Origin of the sequence: Pseudomonas sp. HS-18 (assembly GCF_020401845.1) — a bacterium.
Lineage (GTDB): Bacteria > Pseudomonadota > Gammaproteobacteria > Pseudomonadales > Pseudomonadaceae > Pseudomonas > Pseudomonas nitroreducens.
On the sequence record NZ_CP084413.1, the window covers coordinates 5,161,890 to 5,178,165 of the forward strand.

A 16,276-nucleotide genomic window follows, 5' to 3' on the forward strand; every position below is an offset into this window, starting at 1 on the left:
TTTTAAAAATCTTCCAGAGAAACGTCCGCACACGCCGGATGCCCCGTTCAGGAGGCCTCGTTGAAGCGGAGTTTCGGGGGTTGAGCGACATGGATGTCGCGAGAGCCACGATGGGCCAGGGATGGCCCGTCGTGGCGTGCCCCTGAAACTTCGGTTCAACGAGGGCATTTTTCGCCTAAGCGAAAAACCGGATGTCCGGGGCAAGACTTTTTGGTTCCTTTTGTGGCGTTTGACAAAAGGGACTCGCCCGAGGGGGCGAAACAAGAAGTTCCCGCGCACACCGAAGCGGCGCAAATACACCCATCCCAACGAAAAGACCGCGCACGGGACAGCATGGGTATCGCTTCGCTCCACCCATCCTACGAAGAGCATTTCGGCGCAACGAAAAAGGCCGCCCGAAGGCGGCCTTAGCTGCAACTCAACGGGCAAATCAGTCCCCGTAGATATCACTCTTGAAGTACTTGCCTTCGATTTCCTTGTACTTGCCGCTGGCGCGCAGTGCGTCGATGGCGGCGTTCAGTTGGCCGACCAGTTCGGTATTGCCCTTGCGCACCGCAATGCCGGCGCCTTCGCCGAAGTATTTCGGGTCCTTGAACTCCGGACCGATGAAGGCGAAGCCCTTGCCGCGCGGGGTTTCCAGGAAGCCGATTTCGAGCGGGATGGAGTCGGCGAAGGTGCCGTCCAGGCGACCCGCTAGCAGGTCCAGGTAGATCTCGTCCTGGCTGGTGTAGCGCACCACGTTGGCGCCGGCCTTGCCCAGCACTTCGGTGGCGAAGCGGTCGGCGGTGGAGCCGCGCTGCACGCCGATGTTCTTGCCCTTGAGCTGGCTGAACTGCTCGTCCAGCTGCGAGCCTTCCTTCATCACCAGGCGGCCCGGGGTGAAGTAGTACTTGTGGGTGAAGTCCACCGAGTGCTTGCGCTCTTCGGTGATGGTGATGGAGGACAGCGCGGCGTCGATCTTGCGCACCTTCAGCGAGGGGATCAGGCCGTCGTATTCCTGCTCGACCCACTGGCATTTGCGCTTCATCTCTTCGCACAGCGCATTGCCGATGTCGTAGTCGAAGCCGGCGATGCCGCCTTCAGGGGTCTTGTAGGCGAAGGGCGGGTACGCCGCCTCGATGCCGATGCGCAGCGGCTTGTCGTCGGCATGGGAGAAGGTGGCGAAAGCGGCCAGCATCAGGCCGCCCAGCAGGGCTTTGCGATTCATCGATGAACTCCGTGGCATGTTCGGTGACAGGGCCGGGCGGCCGGCCGCTGCGTCTTGGCAGAGAAGTATCGGTGTCTTGTGATTCGTCCAGGGGCGCAACGTGGCGCGTTGCAGCGGCATTGCCTTGCCCTGACCCAGGCGACCAGCTTGTTATCGTTCGTCCACGCGCACTGGCGCGTAAACTTAAAATCCAATCTGGACTAAAAAGTACACAACGTCAATCGCCCTGCGACCGCACGGCACACTCCCTTTTGCGACCGCAGCCCTACTCCTTCGGAGGAATGTCGCGCGCTGGGCTACAGCCTTAGTCTGGGAGGCGTTCCAAGGCGATCCGAGGAGGATTCGAAACGATTCTTTCGCATGATTTACCGTAGCTTCCACGGTTATACCTTTGGCAGATGCCCAGAGCCCCCGCGATACGCTCATGTCGCAGGGGCTTTTCTTTTGTTTGGAGTAAAGCGCTGCGCTTGAAAACCTGGAGCAAGGGCCGCCCTCACCCCAACCCTCTCCCAAGGGGAGAGGGGGCTGATCGGCGTGGAGGCAGAGTTCAGCGTTAGCTGGCGATGGATGCAAGCAAGGCAAAGGGCGGGCGCAAGGCCCGCCAAGGGAGGTCTGTTTCAGCCGCCGCTGAGGTTCATGAAGCGCAGCACCTGCACGTCGCCAACGCTGAATTCGTGGCGGGCCGGCTTGCGCTGCAGGGCGCCGCGCAGGGCCTCGAGAACGGGCTCGTCATGCAGCGGATGGCGGCGCAGCAGGCCGCGCAGGTCCAGGGAGTTTTCGTGGCCCAGGCACAGGAGCAGGCGACCTTCGGCGGTCAGTCGCAGGCGATTGCAGGTCGAGCAGAAGTTATGCGAATGCGGCGAGATGAAGCCGATACGCGTGCCCGGATGCTGGGCCAGGCGCACGTAGCGCGCGGGGCCGCCGCTGTGTTCGGCGCTGTCCAGCAGTTCGTGGTGTTCGGCGATCAGCGCGCGGACTTCATCGCTGGAGTAGAAGCTTTCCTCACGCTCGCGGCCCACCTGGCCCAGCGGCATTTCCTCGATGAAGCTGATGTCCAGCCCATGGGCGATGGCGTAGTCCACCAGCGCCGGTACCTCGTCGGCGTTGCGGCCTTTCATCACTACGCAGTTGAGCTTGATGCGCTCGAAGCCGGCCTGCTGGGCGGCGTCGATACCGCGCAGCACCTGTTCCAGGCGACCGGTGCGAGTGATGGCGGCGAAGCGTTGCGCATCGAGTGTGTCGAGGCTGATGTTGAGGCGGGAAAGGCCGGCCGCCTTCAGATCGCCGGCCAAGCGGGTGAGCTGCGAGCCGTTGCTGGTCAAGCACAGTTCGCGCAGGCCGTGCAGCGCAGCAAGGCGTTCGCAGAGGTGGACGATGCCGGGGCGCACCAGCGGTTCGCCGCCGGTAAGGCGCAGCTTCTTCACGCCGCGCTCGACGAAGAGCCGAGCTACCCGTTCGATCTCTTCCAGGGTCAGTACTTGCTGGCGCGGCAGGAAGCGCATGTTTTCCGACATGCAGTAGACGCAGCGGAAGTCGCAGCGGTCGGTCACGGACAGGCGCAGGTAGTCGATCTTGCGGCCTTGGCCGTCGATCCATTCGGACATGGTTTTAGCTCCTGGGACACCACTACCCCTCACCCCAGCCCTCTCCCAGAGGGGGAGGGGGCAGATCGAAGCAGCGGCGAGTACGACTCTCGCCTGACGTTGCAACAAAGGAAGTGCCGATGCGCACACCGATACGACCTCTCATAGGGCTGCGTAACAGATCATTGCACCAGCGGCGACTCCGCCCCGTCGAAGACGAAACCATCAATCCGCGCCTCGCCGGCCAGCACGCTGATGTACTGGCTGACGGCGCGCTGCAGCACCTGGGCGCGAAGGTAGCCGGCGATACGCGGGCGCGCCTGCTGGAAGTCCAGCGGCTCTCCGCCTTCACGCTCTAGCAACTCGACCACGTGCAGGCCGTAGCGGCTTTCCAGCGGATGACCAAGCAGGCCGGGTTGCTGTTGCAGCAGGCGCTTCTCGAACTCGGGAACGGTCTGTCCCGGTTCGATCCAGCCCAGTTCACCGCCCTCGTCTTTCGACGGGCAGTCGGAGAAGCGCATGGCCTTTTCGGCGAAGCGTTCGGGGTGCTCGCGCAGTTCGGCGAGCAGTTCTTCGGCCTGTTCACGGGCCTTGGCGCGGCCTTCCAGGTCATCCGGCGCGCAACCGAGCAGCACATGGCGCAGACGCATGCGCCAGGGCGAGGTCAGGCGAGTCGGGTTGGCTTCGTACCATTGCCGGCAGCTGGCTTCGTCGGCCTCGGGTACGCCGACTTCACGGTCGATCAGGGCGCGGATGTTCGCCTCTTCGGCGGCCTCGCCCTCCTCGACCTGCCCCGTCACGCCTAGCTCTGCGGCGCGTTGCACCAGCAGTTGGCGCACCACCAGGGCACGGCAGGCGGAGTACAGCGCTTCAGCGTGGCTGGAGGCGGGATGGTATTGCAGTTCGCGAGCCAGTTCGTCCTCGGCGATGGCGACGCCGTTGACAGAGATGGCAGGCAGGTCGACGTGTTCGACCTTGGCTTCGTAGTGGGAGCAACTCATTTCGATTACCTCCAGTAACCCTCTCCCCGACCCTCTAACTGGGCGTCCCCCCCATGAAGGGAGAGGGGGAGAGCATCAGGTAGGGCGAATAACGCGCCAGCGTTATCCGCCGCTTCATCACACGGCGCGACGCTTGGTACGGACGACCTGGTAGCGGCGGCCGAAGTACCACACCGGGGCGCTGACGATGTGCACCAGGCGGGTAAAGGGGAACAGTACGAACAGCGTCAGGCCGAGGGTCACGTGCAGCTTGTAGACCAGCGAGACCGGAGCGATGGCCTCGGCCGCGGCCAGCGGCTGGAAGGTGACGATGGACTGCGCCCAGTTGGCGAGCATGACCATCACCGAGCCATCCAGGTGATGGGTGGAGGCGACGATGGTCGACAGGCCGAGGATCAGCTGGACATAGAGCACCAGCAGGATCATCAGGTCCGACGCATTCCCCGTGGCGCGTACGCGCTCGTTAGTCAGGCGGCGCAGGATCAGGCCGGTCAGGCCGATGAAGCAGAGGATGCCGAAGAAGCCGCCGGAGACCATCGCCAGCAGTTGCTTCTGCTCGGTGCTGATCAGGTGCTCGTAGACCGCGTGCGGGGTCAGCAGGCCGACGAAGTGGCCGGCGAGGATGAACAGTACACCGACATGGAACAGGTTGCTGTAGACCCGCATGCCCTTCTTGCTCAGCATCTGGCTGGAGCCGGCTTTCCAGGTGTATTGCGAAAGGTCGAAGCGCGCCCAGCTGCCGATCAGGCAGATGGCGAGCGCGACATAGGGGTAGATCCCGAACGCTAGAAGATCGAGGGACATGTTCAGACTCCTTCTCTGGCCGCCCGGTACTGCATCTGCGGCACCGGCTGGGCGACCCACTGCATGGGTTGTTCGGCGGACGTGGACACGCGGCGGGCGCTGGTGGACGGGCAACCAACGGCGGGCTCGGTGAAGCTCACCGGGGTTTCCTCCCAAGCCTTGTCGATGGCCTCCAGGCTGTCGTCGCGCACTTCCTGCTCGCGGTCGCGCTTGAGCGCACCGAGGTCCGGCTGCTCGCCGGACAGCTCCAGCAGGCTGTTGAAGATCGCCGCATAGGCGCTGCCGCGTTCTTCCAGGCGCTGGGCGATCAGCGCGAGGATGTGGGCGACTTCGGCCAGGCCGGCGCGGGCCGACTCGGCGTCCTGCAGGGCGAGGAACTCCAGGTACAGCGGCAGGTAGTCCGGCAGCTCGTTGACGTCGATGACCAGGCCCGCCTGGGTGTAGCGGTCCATCAGGTCGACCATCGCCTGGCCACGGTCACGGCTTTCGCCGTGCACGTGTTCGAAGAGCAGCAGCGAGACCGAGCGACCGCGCTCGAACAGGCCGTCGTAGCTCGCCTGTACATCGAGGATGTCGCCCTTGCAGAGCTCGTTGAGCAGCGCGGCGAGGCCGTCGCGCTGCTGTTCGGGCAGGTTGCAGGTGCGGATCAGCGCATGCAGGGCCAGGCTTTCCTCACGCAGTTCAACGCGTGGGTAGTCCAGCATCAGGGCGCTGAGCTTGAGCAGTTGGCTGTGACTTTCCATTGAGATGGCCATGGTCGTCACTCCTGTATCTGCACGGTCTGGATGACGTTGCGCTGGTCCACGGCCTTGCCGCCGAACAGGTTGACGCCAGAATTGCTGCCAGAGCTGCTGGAGCAACCGTTGCCGAAGCTGAAGCCGCAACCCGAACGCTCGGCGAAGGCATCCGACAGCGCTTCCTCGCGGTGGGCAGTCGGGATGACGAAACGGTCTTCGTAGTTGGCGATCGCCAGGTAGCGGTACATCTCTTCCACCTGGTTGACCGACAGGCCGACCTTCTCCAGCACCGCCAGGTCCTGCTTGCCTTCGACATGCTCGGCACGCTTGTAGGCGCGCATGGCCAGCAGGCGCTTGAGGGCCAGCAGCACCGGCGCGGTATCGCCGGCGGTCAGCAGGTTGGCCAGGTATTGCACGGGAATGCGCAGGGACTCGACGTCCGGGATCACCCCGTCGCTGCCGATATGGCCTTCGGAGGCGGCGTTCTGGATCGGCGACAGCGGCGGCACGTACCACACCATCGGCAGCGTGCGGTATTCCGGGTGCAGCGGCAGGGCCAGCTTCCAGTCCATGGCCAGCTTGTACACCGGCGACTTCTGCGCGGACTCGATGACACTGTCCGGTACGCCGTCCTTGCGGGCCTGCTCGATCACTTTCGGGTCGAACGGATCGAGGAAGATTTCCAGCTGCTTCTGGTACAGCTCGCGCTCGTTCTCGCAGGTGGCCACTTCATGGATGCGGTCGGCGTCATACAGCAGCACGCCGAGGTAACGGATGCGGCCCACGCAGGTTTCCGAGCAGACGGTCGGCTGGCCGGCCTCGATGCGCGGGTAGCAGAAGATGCACTTCTCGGATTTGCCGCTCTTCCAGTTGAAGTAGATCTTCTTGTACGGGCAACCGCTGATGCACATGCGCCAGCCGCGGCACTTGTCCTGGTCGATCAGGACGATGCCGTCTTCCTCGCGCTTGTAGATCGCGCCGCTCGGGCACGATGCCACGCACGCCGGGTTCAGGCAGTGCTCGCACAGGCGCGGCAGGTACATCATGAAGGTGTTTTCGTACTCGCCGTAGATGTCCGCCTGGATCTGGTCGAAGTTCTTGTCCTTGCGGCGCTTGGCGAATTCGGTACCGAGGATTTCCTCCCAGTTGGGGCCCCATTCGATCTTCTGCATGCGCTGGCCGGAGACCAGCGAGCGCGGCCGGGCGACCGGCTGGTGCTGGGCCTTGGGCGCGGTGTGCAGGTGCTGGTAGTCGAAGTCGAAGGGCTCGTAGTAGTCATCGATTTCCGGCAGGTCCGGGTTGGCGAAGATGTTCGCCAGCACGCGGAACTTGCCGCCGATGCGCGGGACGATGGAGCCGTCGGCGTTACGCTTCCAGCCGCCCTTCCACTTCTCCTGGTTCTCCCACTCTTTCGGGTAACCGATGCCGGGCTTGGTTTCGACGTTGTTGAACCAGGCGTACTCGACGCCTTCGCGGCTGGTCCAGACGTTCTTGCAGGTGATCGAGCAGGTGTGGCAACCGATGCATTTGTCGAGGTTCAGCACCATGCCGACTTGCGAACGAATTTTCATGGCAGTAATCCTCAAATATCCTGGGGCAGCGGTTGCGGCAGAGCGTCACCGCCCAGTCCGCCCTGCTCCGGCCCGTCGAGCCAGTCGACCTTGTTCATCTTGCGCACCACGACGAACTCGTCGCGGTTGCAGCCGACCGTGCCGTAGTAGTTGAAGCCCCACGCCTGCTGGGCGTAGCCGCCGATCATGTGGGTGGGCTTGAGGACCACGCGGGTCACCGAGTTGTGGTGGCCGCCGCGAGTCTTGGTGGTCTCGCTGCCCGGCAGGTTCACGATGCGTTCCTGGGCGTGGTACATCATCACCATGCCGTCCTTCACGCGCTGGCTGACCACCGCGCGGCAGGTCGCGGCGCCGTTGGCGTTGAAGACTTCGACCCAGTCGTTGTCCTCGATGCCGGCGCGTTTCGCGTCGTTCTCGCTCATCCAGATGATCGGGCCACCGCGCGACAGGGTGAGCATCAGCAGGTTGTCGCTGTAGGTGGAGTGGATGCCCCACTTCTGGTGCGGGGTGATCCAGTTCAGGGTGATCTCGGTGTTGCCGTTGGGCTTCTTGTTGAACAGCTTGTCGGTGCTGCGGGTGTTGACCGGCGGCCGGTAGCTGACGAAGCCCTCGCCGAAGGCCTGCATCCAGGGGTGATCCTGGTAGAACTGCTGGCGACCGGTGAGGGTGCGCCACGGGATCATCTCGTGGACGTTGGTGTAGCAGGCGTTGTAGCTCACATGTTCATCTTCCAGGCCTGACCAGGTCGGGCTGGAGATGATCTTGCGCGGCTGCGCCTGGACGTCGCGGAAGCGGATCTTCTCGTCTTCCTTGGGCAGCGCCAGGTGGGTGTGGTCGCGGCCGGTGAACTTCGACAGCGCTTCCCAGGCCTTCACAGCCACCTGGCCGTTGGTTTCCGGCGCCAGGGCGAGGATCACCTCGGCGGCGTCGATGGCGCTTTCGATGCGCGGACGGCCTTGGCTGATACCGGTCTCGGTGACCTTGTGGTTCAGCTCGCCGAGCAGCTTGATTTCCTTCTCGGTGTTCCAGCCGATGCCCTTGCCGCCGTTGCCCAGTTTGTCCAGCAGCGGGCCGAGGGAGGTGAACTTCTTGTAGGTGTTCGGGTAATCACGCTCGACCACATGCAGGGTCGGCATGCTGCGGCCGGGGACCGGTTCGCACTCGCCCTTCTTCCAGTCGCTGCCGCCGAAGGGCTGCGCGAGTTCGTTGGCGGTGTCGTGCAGCAGCGGCACGGTGACCAGGTCCTTCTCCACGCCCAGGTGGCCGACGGAAACCTCGGAGAACTTCTTGGCGATGGCCTTGTAGATTTCCCAGTCGCTTTTCGCTTCCCACGCAGGATCGGTCGCGGCGGACAGCGGGTGGATGAAGGGGTGCATGTCGGAGGTGTTGAGGTCGTCCTTCTCGTACCAGGTAGCGGTCGGCAGGACGATGTCCGAGTACATGCAGGTGGAGGACATGCGGAAGTCCAGGGTGGTGACCAGGTCCAGCTTGCCCTCAGCGCCTTCATCGACCCAGTCGACTTCGCCCGGGCAGGGGCCGCCGGCCTTGCCGAGGTCGTCGTTCATCACGCCGTTCTTCGCGCCCAGCAGGTACTTGAGCATGTACTCGTGGCCCTTGCCCGAGGAGCCGAGCAGGTTGGAGCGCCAGATGAACAGGTTGCGCGGGAAGTTCTGCGGGTCGTCCGGCTGTTCGCTAGCCACGCGCAGGTTGCCGGCCTTGAGCTCGCGCACCACGTAGTCCTGCACCGGGATGCCAGCGCGCTCGGCGTCGGCAGCAATGTGCAACGGGTTGCGGTTGAGCTGCGGGGCGGACGGCAGCCAGCCCATGCGCTCGGCGCGGATGTTGTAGTCCAGCGCGTGTTCGGGGAACTGTTTGGTATCGGCCAGCGGCGAGAGCACCTCGTGCATCGAGATCTTCTCGTGGCGCCATTGCGAGCTGTGCAGGTAGAAGAAGCTGGTGCCGTTCATCTGCCGCGGCGGACGGCTCCAGTCGGTGCCGAACGCCAGCGGGACCCAGCCGGTCTGCGGGCGGAGTTTTTCCTGGCCCACGTAGTGCGCCCAGCCACCACCGCTCTGGCCGATGCAGCCGCACATCATCAGCATGTTGATGACCGCGCGGTAGTTCATGTCCATGTGGTACCAGTGGTTCATCGCGGCGCCGATGATGACCATGGCCTTGCCGTGGGTCTTGTCGGCGCTGTCGGCGAACTCGCGGGCCACCTGGATGGCGCGGGCAGCCGGAACGCCGGTGATGCGGGCCTGCCAGGCCGGGGTGTAGGGCACGTCGGCGTCGGTATAGGAGGCGGCGACGTTGCGGCCACCCAGGCCACGGTCGACGCTGTAGTTGGCCATCTGCAGGTCGTACACGGTGGCGACGCGCAGGGTCTGACCCTCGGCGCCAGTGAACTCGCGGAACGGTACGCGGCGCACCAGCACCTCGTCGTTGTCCACGCCCTTGAAGTGCGGGTGTTCCTGCCCGGCAAAGTACGGGAAGCCGACGTCGCAGGCGTTTTCCGGGCCATCGATCAGGCTCAGCGCCAGGCGGGTTTCGCGTTGCGTGCCGCCCTCTTTCTCCTCGATGTTCCACTTGCCCGACTCACCCCAGCGGTAGCCGATGGCGCCGGTGGGCGAGACCAGCTCGCCACTGATTTCGTCGAGGCCGATGGTCTTCCACTCGGGGTTGTTGTCCTGGCCGAGGTTGCCGGCGAGGTCCGCCGCGCGCAGGTAGCGGGTCGGCTTGAGCACGCCTTCGGTGTGCGGTTCGAGCAGCACCAGCATCGGCATGTCGGTGTACTGGCGGCAGTAGTCGACGAAGTAGGCGCTGGGTTTCTCGAGGTGGAATTCCTTGAGGATGACGTGACCGAAGGCCATGCCCAATGCGGCGTCGGTGCCCTGCTTGGGGTTGAGCCAGAGGTCGGTGAGCTTGGCCACTTCGGAGTAGTCCGGGGTGACGGCCACGGTCTTGGTGCCCTTGTAGCGGACTTCGGTGAAGAAGTGCGCATCGGGGGTACGGGTCTGCGGGACGTTGGAACCCCAGGCGATGATGTAGCTGGAGTTGTACCAGTCGGCCGACTCCGGCACGTCGGTCTGCTCGCCCCAGATCTGCGGCGAGGCGGGAGGAAGGTCGCAGTACCAGTCGTAGAAGCTCAGGCACACGCCGCCGATCAGCGACAGATAACGGGCGCCGGCGGCGTAGCTGACCATCGACATGGCCGGGATCGGCGAGAAGCCGATGACGCGGTCCGGGCCATAGGTCTTGGCGGTGTAGACGTTGGCGGCGGCAATGATCTCGGTGACTTCGCTCCAGCTGGAGCGGATGAAACCGCCCAGGCCGCGCTCGCTCTTGTAGCTCTTGGCCTTGGCGGAGTCTTCGACGATGCTGGCCCAGGCGTCCACCGGGTCGTTGTGGGCGGCGCGGGCTTCACGCCAGAGCTTGAGCAGCGGCTTGCGCACCTTGGGGTATTTCAGGCGGTTGGCGCTGTACATGTACCAGGAGTAGCTGGCGCCACGGGGGCAGCCGCGCGGCTCGTGGTTGGGCAGGTCCGGGCGGGTGCGCGGGTAGTCGGTCTGCTGGGTTTCCCAGGTGATCAGGCCGTTCTTCACGTAGATCTTCCAGGAGCACGAGCCGGTGCAGTTCACCCCGTGGGTAGAGCGAACGATCTTGTCGTGCTGCCAGCGCTGCCGGTAGCTGTTTTCCCAGGCACGGCTTTCGTTGGAGACTTCGCCGTGACCATCGGCGAATTCACCCTGCTTCTTCTTGAAGAACTGCAGGCGGTCGAGCAGGTAACTCATCGGTATCTCCTCACCCGGTCTGCGCCGGGCGTTCAAACGCTAATCAAGCTCGCGAAACGGTTCGTGGCGCGGCCAGCGGGGCTGACCGCGCGGGGAAATCAGCAGGGGCTCTCGGCTCCCTTGCGCGCGTACCACCACCAGGTGGCGACGATGCAGGTCAGGTAGTAGGCGACGAAGACGTAGAGGGCGCCCTCGGCGCTGCCGGTCATGGCCAGCGAGGTGCCGAAGGCCTTGGGAATGAAGAAGCCGCCGAAGGCGCCGATGGCGGCGGAGAAGCCGATCACCGCGGCCGATTCCATGCTCGCGCCCTTGGCCGCCTGGGCTTCGGTGTAACCGTCCTGCTTCAGGCGCGCGGCCCACTCGTTGCGGAAGATCACCGGGATCATGCGGAAGGTGCTGCCGTTGCCGATGCCGGCGAAGAAGAACAGCGCGATGAAGGAGCCGAGGAAGCCGAAGAAGCTGCCGGCACCGTTGGCACCCGGCAGGAAGCTGATCACCGCGAACACCCCGGCGATCATCGCCGCGTAGTTCCACAGGGTGATCCGTGCGCCGCCGAACTTGTCCGCCAGCCAGCCACCGAGCGGGCGGCTCAGGGCGCCCACCAGCGGGCCGAGGAAGGCGTACTGCAGCGGGTTGATGTCCGGGAACTGGGTCTTGCTGAGCATGGCGAAGCCGGCGGAGAAGCCGATGAACGAGCCGAAGGTGGCCACGTACAGCCAGCACATCAGCCAGTTGTGCTTGCGCTTGAAGATCACCGACTGGTCGCGGAACGAGGCCTTGGCATCGGCGATGTCGTTCATGCCGAACCAGGCAGCCACGGAGACCACGGCAATGAACGGCACCCAGATCCAGCCAGCGTTCTGCAGCCACAGACGGGTGCCGTCGGAAAGTGTCTCCGGCTCACCACCGAAGGCGCCGAACAGCCCGCCGGCCACGGCCAGCGGCACGGCGAACTGCATCACCGACACACCGAGATTGCCCAGGCCGGCGTTCAGGCCCAGGGCGGTGCCCTGCTGGTTCTTCGGATAGAAGAAGCTGATGTTGGACATGCTGGAGGCGAAGTTGCCGCCGCCGAAGCCGCACAGCAGCGCGATGGTCGCGAACACCCAGTACGGCGTGGTCGGGTCCTGCACGGCGAAGCCCAGCCAGAGGCAGGGGATCAGCAGCGAGGCGGTGGACAGCGCGGTCCAGCGGCGGCCGCCGAAGATCGGCACCATGAAGGAGTAGAAAATGCGCAGCGTGGCGCCGGAGATCGACGGCAGCGCGGCGAGCAGGAACAGCTGGTCGTTGCTGAAGCTGAAGCCGGCGGCGTTCAGGCGCACGGTGACGGTGCTCCAGATCATCCACACGGCGAAGGCGAGCAGCAGTGCGGGAATCGAGATCCACAGGTTGCGCGCGGCGATGCGCTTGCCGGTACGGGCCCAGAACTCCGGGTCCTCCGGGCGCCAGTCGACCAGCAGCGGGCCTCTGGCGGCTTTGAGTTGGGGGTTGGCGATCATGCCCATGACGGCATTACCTCAGGAGTGGCTGGAAGGAATGGGAGAGGCGTCGACATCGGCCGCGCGGGGCTGGCCGTCGAGGCGCTGTTGCTGCTTGATCGCGTAGTGCATCCAGACCATGCACACCACGGTCAGGCCGAACAGCAACATGAAGCAGGAGGAGCGCACGCCGATGCGGTCGGCGGCGAAGCCGAACAGGATCGGCAGACAGAAGCCGCCGAGGCCGCCGATGACCCCGACCATGCCGCCGACGGTGCCCATGTTTTGCGGGTAGTAGTCGTGGATGATCCGGTACACGCTGGCCTTGCCGAAGCCCTGGGCGATGCCGACGACGAACACCAGGAAGGTGAACAGCCAGACGTTCAGGCCGATGCCGAGGCTGACGTCACCCTTGATGCCGTGGATGGTCATGGTGGTTGGCGGGTAGGAGAGGAAGAACAGGCAGACCAGGCAGATCCAGAACACGCCCCAGTTCACCGCACGGGCGCCGTAGTGGTCGCTGAACCAGCCGCCCAGGGCGCGGATCAGGCCCGACGGCAGGGTGAACAGCATGGTGATGAAGGAGGCGGTGCGCAGGTCCAGGCCGTACTCGGCGATGTAGTACTTGGGCAGCCACAGGGCCAGGGCGACGAAGCCGCCGAAGACGAAGAAGTAGTACAGGCCGAAGCGCCAGACGCGCAGCTCGCCCAGCGGCGCCAGCTGCTTGGCCAGGGTCGGCCGCGGGCGGCTCGGGTCGGCGTCGCCGCCCTTGGTGTGGGCCGGGTCGGTCCAGGTGCAGAACCAGAACAGCAGCGCGGTGACCAGCATGGCCACCGAGTAGATCTGCGGCACCATGCGCCAGCCGAAGGCGACGACGATCATCGGCGCCACCAGGTTGGTGATCGCCGCCCCCGCGTTACCGGCGCCGAAGATGCCCATGGCGGTACCCTGGCGTTCCTTCTCGAACCACGACGAGGTGTAGGCGATGCCCACAGCGAAGGAGCCGCCGGCCAGGCCGACGAACAGGCCCAGCACCAGGTAGTGCCAGTAGAGGGTGGCGAAGGCCAGCCCGTAGATCGGGATGGCCACCAGCAGCATGTGGATGAAGAACACCCGGCGCCCGCCGAAGCGGTCGGTGATCAAGCCCAGGGGCAAGCGCACCAGCGAACCGGTAAGGATCGGCAACGCGACCATCAGGCCGAACTGGGCTTCGGACAGCCCCAGCTCTTCCTTGATGCGGATACCGATGATCGAAAACATCGTCCAGACCGCGAAGTTCACGGCGAACGCCAGTGTGCTCATGCCGAGCACGGAGTACTGTTTCTGACGGTGGGACAACATGGCTAAGCTCACTTCCTGACAGCCTTTGCCCGCACGTTAGGTAAGGACTCGCGTCCTTCTCTTGATCGTCATCAATGAGCGAAAGGGCGATTCGTGAGCAGATGCGCGCCGCTACTCCTTAGTGGGTATCTCTGAAGCGAATATATAAGTTGTTGTTTTTAAAGGCATTTAGCATGAACACGGCGTCCCGCCCCGAGCCCTCCGCCAGCGACCGATTCTTTGTGGGTAGTCCCCCCGCCGGACGCCCTTCCCTGCGCAAATCCATCGTCGTGCGCTTCGGCTGCTACCTCACCCTGCTGGTATCCCTGGCCCTGGCCGGTATGTTCAGCGCACTGCTGTTCGCCGACTATTCCCACCAGGATGCGGCGGTGATCAACCAGGCCGGTTCGCTGCGCATGCTCACCTACCGCCTGGCGCTGGACCCCTCGCCGATCAATCGCCAGGCCCTGCAGGCAACCCTCGCCGCACGCCTGGACAACGACGAGATCACCCGCCTGCTGCGCCGCTCGGATGCCGACGCGCCGATCCGCCAGCAGCACGCGCAACTGCGCAAGGAGCTGCAGAACCTCGACCTTTCCGAAGCGCCGGCGCTGGCGACCCTCGACACCTTCGTCAGCCACATCGACGGCTTCGTCGGCACCCTGCAGAGCAATGCCGAATACCGCTCGCAGATGCTCAGCACGGTGCAGGGGCTGTGCCTGTTCCTCAGCCTGCTGGTGGTGTTCATCAGCCTCTATGACCTGAGCTACCACGTGGTCGGCCCACTGCGCGAACTCACCACGACCGCCCGCCGCCTGGGCGAAGGCGACCTCGATGCACGGGTCAGCAGCAGCGGCGAGGACGAGCTGAGCCAGTTGGGCGAGCGCTTCAACCAGATGGCCGAGGAACTCCAGGCCAGCTACCGCGAGCTGGAAGCGCGGGTGGAAGAGAAGACCCGCGCCCTCACCAACAGCCACCAGCGCCTGGAGCTGCTCTACGACAGTGCCCGCCGCCTGGGCCAGGACCCGTATGACGAGCGCTCCCTGCAACCGCTGCTGAACCAACTGGAGCGCGTGCTGCAGGCCGGCAAGGTGACCCTGTGCCTGAACAAGGACGGCGTCGAGCGCGCCTATTCCTCGCTGACCACCGACGGCATCACCGGCAGCTTCTGCCTGCAGGGCAACTGCGGCGACTGCCGCGCCCAGGCCGACCATTGCGGCGAGCCAAGCCAGGGCATCAATCCGCTGCTGATGCAGCCGCTATCCATCGGCGAACATCGCTTCGGCGAGTTGTTCATCGAAACCGCCAACGGCCAGTTGGAAGACTGGCAGCGGCAGTTCGTCGAAGGCTTCTGCGACAACATCGCGCGCACCTTCGCCCTGACCCTGCAGCAGGAACAGGAGAACCGCCTGGCGCTGTTCGCCGAGCGCGGCACCATCGCCCGCGAGCTGCACGACTCGCTGGCGCAGTCGCTGTCCTACCTGAAGATCCAGGTCAGCCGCCTGGCCACGCTGCTCAAGCGCGACGTGCCGCCACAGAAGATCGAGGAAACCCTCGACGAACTGCGCGAAGGCCTCAACAGCGCCTACCGCCAGCTGCGCGAACTGCTCACCACCTTCCGCCTGAGCCTGGAGCAGTCGAGCCTGGAAGCGGCGCTGGTGAAGACCGTGGAAGAGTTCGCCGAGCGCGGCAACCTGGGCATCGAACTGGACAACCGCCTGGCGCACATCCCGCTCAACCCCAACGAGGAAATCCACATCCTGCAGATCGTCCGCGAGGCGCTGTCAAACGTGGTTCGCCACGCCGGCGCCAGCCACGCGAAGGTGACCCTGGGCGAAGATGCGGATGAGCAGGTATGCATCACCGTGGACGATGACGGCGTCGGCTTTGACCCAGCGCAGAGCCGCAACGGGCACTACGGGCTTAGCATCATGCGTGAGCGCAGCCAGACCCTGGAAGCCAGCTTCAGCATCGCCCCGCGCGAGCCGCAGGGCACCCGCGTCAGCGTGCGCTTCACCCACAAACCCCTGTCGCAGTACCCGGAGACCCACCCATGACGGCCACCCCCACCGATGACCGCGCGCGCATCCTGCTTGTCGACGACCACCCGATGATGCGCAAGGGCGTGATCCAGTTGCTGGAGTTCGAGGACGACCTGCAAGTGGTGGGCGAAGCCGGCAGCGGCGAGGAAGCGTTGCGCATGGCGGCGGAGCTGGAACCGGACATGATCCTGCTCGACCTCAACATGAAGGGCATGACCGGCCTGGATACCCTGCGCGCCCTGCGCGAGAACGGCGAGGACGCGCGCATCGTGGTGTTCACCGTCTCCGATGACCGCAACGACGTGATCAACGTGCTGCGCGCCGGCGCCGACGGCTACCTGCTCAAGGACATGGAACCCGAGCGCCTGCTCGAACACATCCGCCAGGCTGCCACCGGCCAGCTCACCATCAGCCCGCAGTTGACCCAGGTACTGGCCCAGGCCCTGCGCGGCGATGACCGGCCCAAGGGCATCGAGGAGCTGACCGATCGCGAGCGGCAGATCCTGCGCCAACTCGCCCACGGCTACAGCAACAAGATGATAGCGCGCAAACTCGACATCACCGAAGGCACCGTGAAGGTCCACGTCAAGCGCGTGCTGCACAAGCTGGGCATGCGCTCACGGGTGGAAGCAGCGGTGTGGGCGGTGGAGAACCATCTGGTCTGACCTCGACGCCAAACGCAATTTGTCGGGCGCATAACGCCAACGGCGTTATCCACCTCCGGGTCTGACGGCGGATAGAG

At 64.7% G+C, this 16,276-nt stretch carries 11 protein-coding genes; 2 read left to right on the top strand and 9 right to left on the bottom strand.

The features are described from left to right. Window positions 1-430 precede the first annotated feature (430 nt). The 9 genes from LDJ84_RS24070 to LDJ84_RS24110 form a co-directional block, all read right to left on the bottom strand. Window positions 431-1,225 carry an ABC transporter substrate-binding protein gene (locus LDJ84_RS24070; RefSeq protein WP_169891277.1) on the bottom strand — a complete coding sequence of 265 codons (795 nt, stop codon included), beginning with the start codon at window positions 1,223-1,225 and terminating at the stop codon, window positions 431-433. A gap of 599 nt (window positions 1,226-1,824) precedes the next feature. Beyond that, window positions 1,825-2,811, bottom strand: a complete 987-nt coding sequence (moaA, locus tag LDJ84_RS24075) for a GTP 3',8-cyclase MoaA (RefSeq protein WP_226045525.1) — start codon at window positions 2,809-2,811, stop codon at window positions 1,825-1,827. Between the two features lie 161 nt (window positions 2,812-2,972). Further along, window positions 2,973-3,791, bottom strand: coding sequence for a peptidylprolyl isomerase (locus LDJ84_RS24080; protein ID WP_226045526.1), 819 nt, complete (start codon window positions 3,789-3,791; stop codon window positions 2,973-2,975). A gap of 117 nt (window positions 3,792-3,908) precedes the next feature. Continuing rightward, entirely contained in the window at window positions 3,909-4,595 is a 687-nt protein-coding gene (narI, locus tag LDJ84_RS24085) for a respiratory nitrate reductase subunit gamma (RefSeq protein WP_037010005.1), read from the bottom strand. Window positions 4,596-4,597: 2 nt separating this feature from the next. After that, window positions 4,598-5,338, bottom strand: coding sequence for a nitrate reductase molybdenum cofactor assembly chaperone (narJ, locus tag LDJ84_RS24090; protein ID WP_226046615.1), 741 nt, complete (start codon window positions 5,336-5,338; stop codon window positions 4,598-4,600). 17 nt (window positions 5,339-5,355) lie between these two features. Continuing rightward, a complete protein-coding gene (gene narH / locus LDJ84_RS24095) occupies window positions 5,356-6,903 on the bottom strand; it encodes a nitrate reductase subunit beta (protein ID WP_226045527.1) in 1,548 nt (515 codons plus the stop codon). Between the two features lie 11 nt (window positions 6,904-6,914). Further along, window positions 6,915-10,694 carry a nitrate reductase subunit alpha gene (locus LDJ84_RS24100; RefSeq protein ID WP_226045528.1) on the bottom strand — a complete coding sequence of 1,260 codons (3,780 nt, stop codon included), beginning with the start codon at window positions 10,692-10,694 and terminating at the stop codon, window positions 6,915-6,917. A gap of 98 nt (window positions 10,695-10,792) precedes the next feature. Next, window positions 10,793-12,199: a NarK family nitrate/nitrite MFS transporter gene (locus LDJ84_RS24105; RefSeq protein ID WP_226045529.1), complete on the bottom strand. Its 1,407-nt coding sequence runs from the start codon at window positions 12,197-12,199 to the stop codon at window positions 10,793-10,795. 12 nt (window positions 12,200-12,211) lie between these two features. After that, window positions 12,212-13,513, bottom strand: coding sequence for a nitrate/nitrite transporter (locus LDJ84_RS24110; protein WP_038803578.1), 1,302 nt, complete (start codon window positions 13,511-13,513; stop codon window positions 12,212-12,214). A 173-nt stretch (window positions 13,514-13,686) separates the two neighbouring features. Here LDJ84_RS24110 and LDJ84_RS24115 point away from each other — a divergent pair, with 173 nt between their 5' ends. Both LDJ84_RS24115 and narL read left to right on the top strand, forming a co-directional pair. Beyond that, complete coding sequence (locus tag LDJ84_RS24115; RefSeq protein WP_024765828.1) at window positions 13,687-15,549, top strand: histidine kinase; 1,863 nt, start codon at window positions 13,687-13,689, stop codon at window positions 15,547-15,549. Next, window positions 15,546-16,199, top strand: a complete 654-nt coding sequence (gene narL / locus LDJ84_RS24120; protein WP_024765829.1) for a two-component system response regulator NarL — start codon at window positions 15,546-15,548, stop codon at window positions 16,197-16,199. Before LDJ84_RS24115 ends, narL begins: the two co-directional genes overlap by 4 nt. Window positions 16,200-16,276: the final 77 nt, after the last annotated feature.

Bases quoted from the DNA above. Each gene is read 5' to 3' on its own strand.
- LDJ84_RS24105 (WP_226045529.1), bottom strand. From the start codon at position 12,199: ATGGGCATGATCGCCAACCCCCAACTCAAAGCCGCCAGAGGCCCGCTG.
- narL (WP_024765829.1), top strand. From the start codon at position 15,546: ATGACGGCCACCCCCACCGATGACCGCGCGCGCATCCTGCTTGTCGAC.
- LDJ84_RS24070 (WP_169891277.1), bottom strand. From the start codon at position 1,225: ATGCCACGGAGTTCATCGATGAATCGCAAAGCCCTGCTGGGCGGCCTG.
- LDJ84_RS24110 (WP_038803578.1), bottom strand. From the start codon at position 13,513: ATGTTGTCCCACCGTCAGAAACAGTACTCCGTGCTCGGCATGAGCACA.
- narH (WP_226045527.1), bottom strand. From the start codon at position 6,903: ATGAAAATTCGTTCGCAAGTCGGCATGGTGCTGAACCTCGACAAATGC.
- narJ (WP_226046615.1), bottom strand. From the start codon at position 5,338: ATGGAAAGTCACAGCCAACTGCTCAAGCTCAGCGCCCTGATGCTGGAC.
- LDJ84_RS24080 (WP_226045526.1), bottom strand. From the start codon at position 3,791: ATGAGTTGCTCCCACTACGAAGCCAAGGTCGAACACGTCGACCTGCCT.
- LDJ84_RS24100 (WP_226045528.1), bottom strand. From the start codon at position 10,694: ATGAGTTACCTGCTCGACCGCCTGCAGTTCTTCAAGAAGAAGCAGGGT.
- narI (WP_037010005.1), bottom strand. From the start codon at position 4,595: ATGTCCCTCGATCTTCTAGCGTTCGGGATCTACCCCTATGTCGCGCTC.
- moaA (WP_226045525.1), bottom strand. From the start codon at position 2,811: ATGTCCGAATGGATCGACGGCCAAGGCCGCAAGATCGACTACCTGCGC.
- LDJ84_RS24115 (WP_024765828.1), top strand. From the start codon at position 13,687: ATGAACACGGCGTCCCGCCCCGAGCCCTCCGCCAGCGACCGATTCTTT.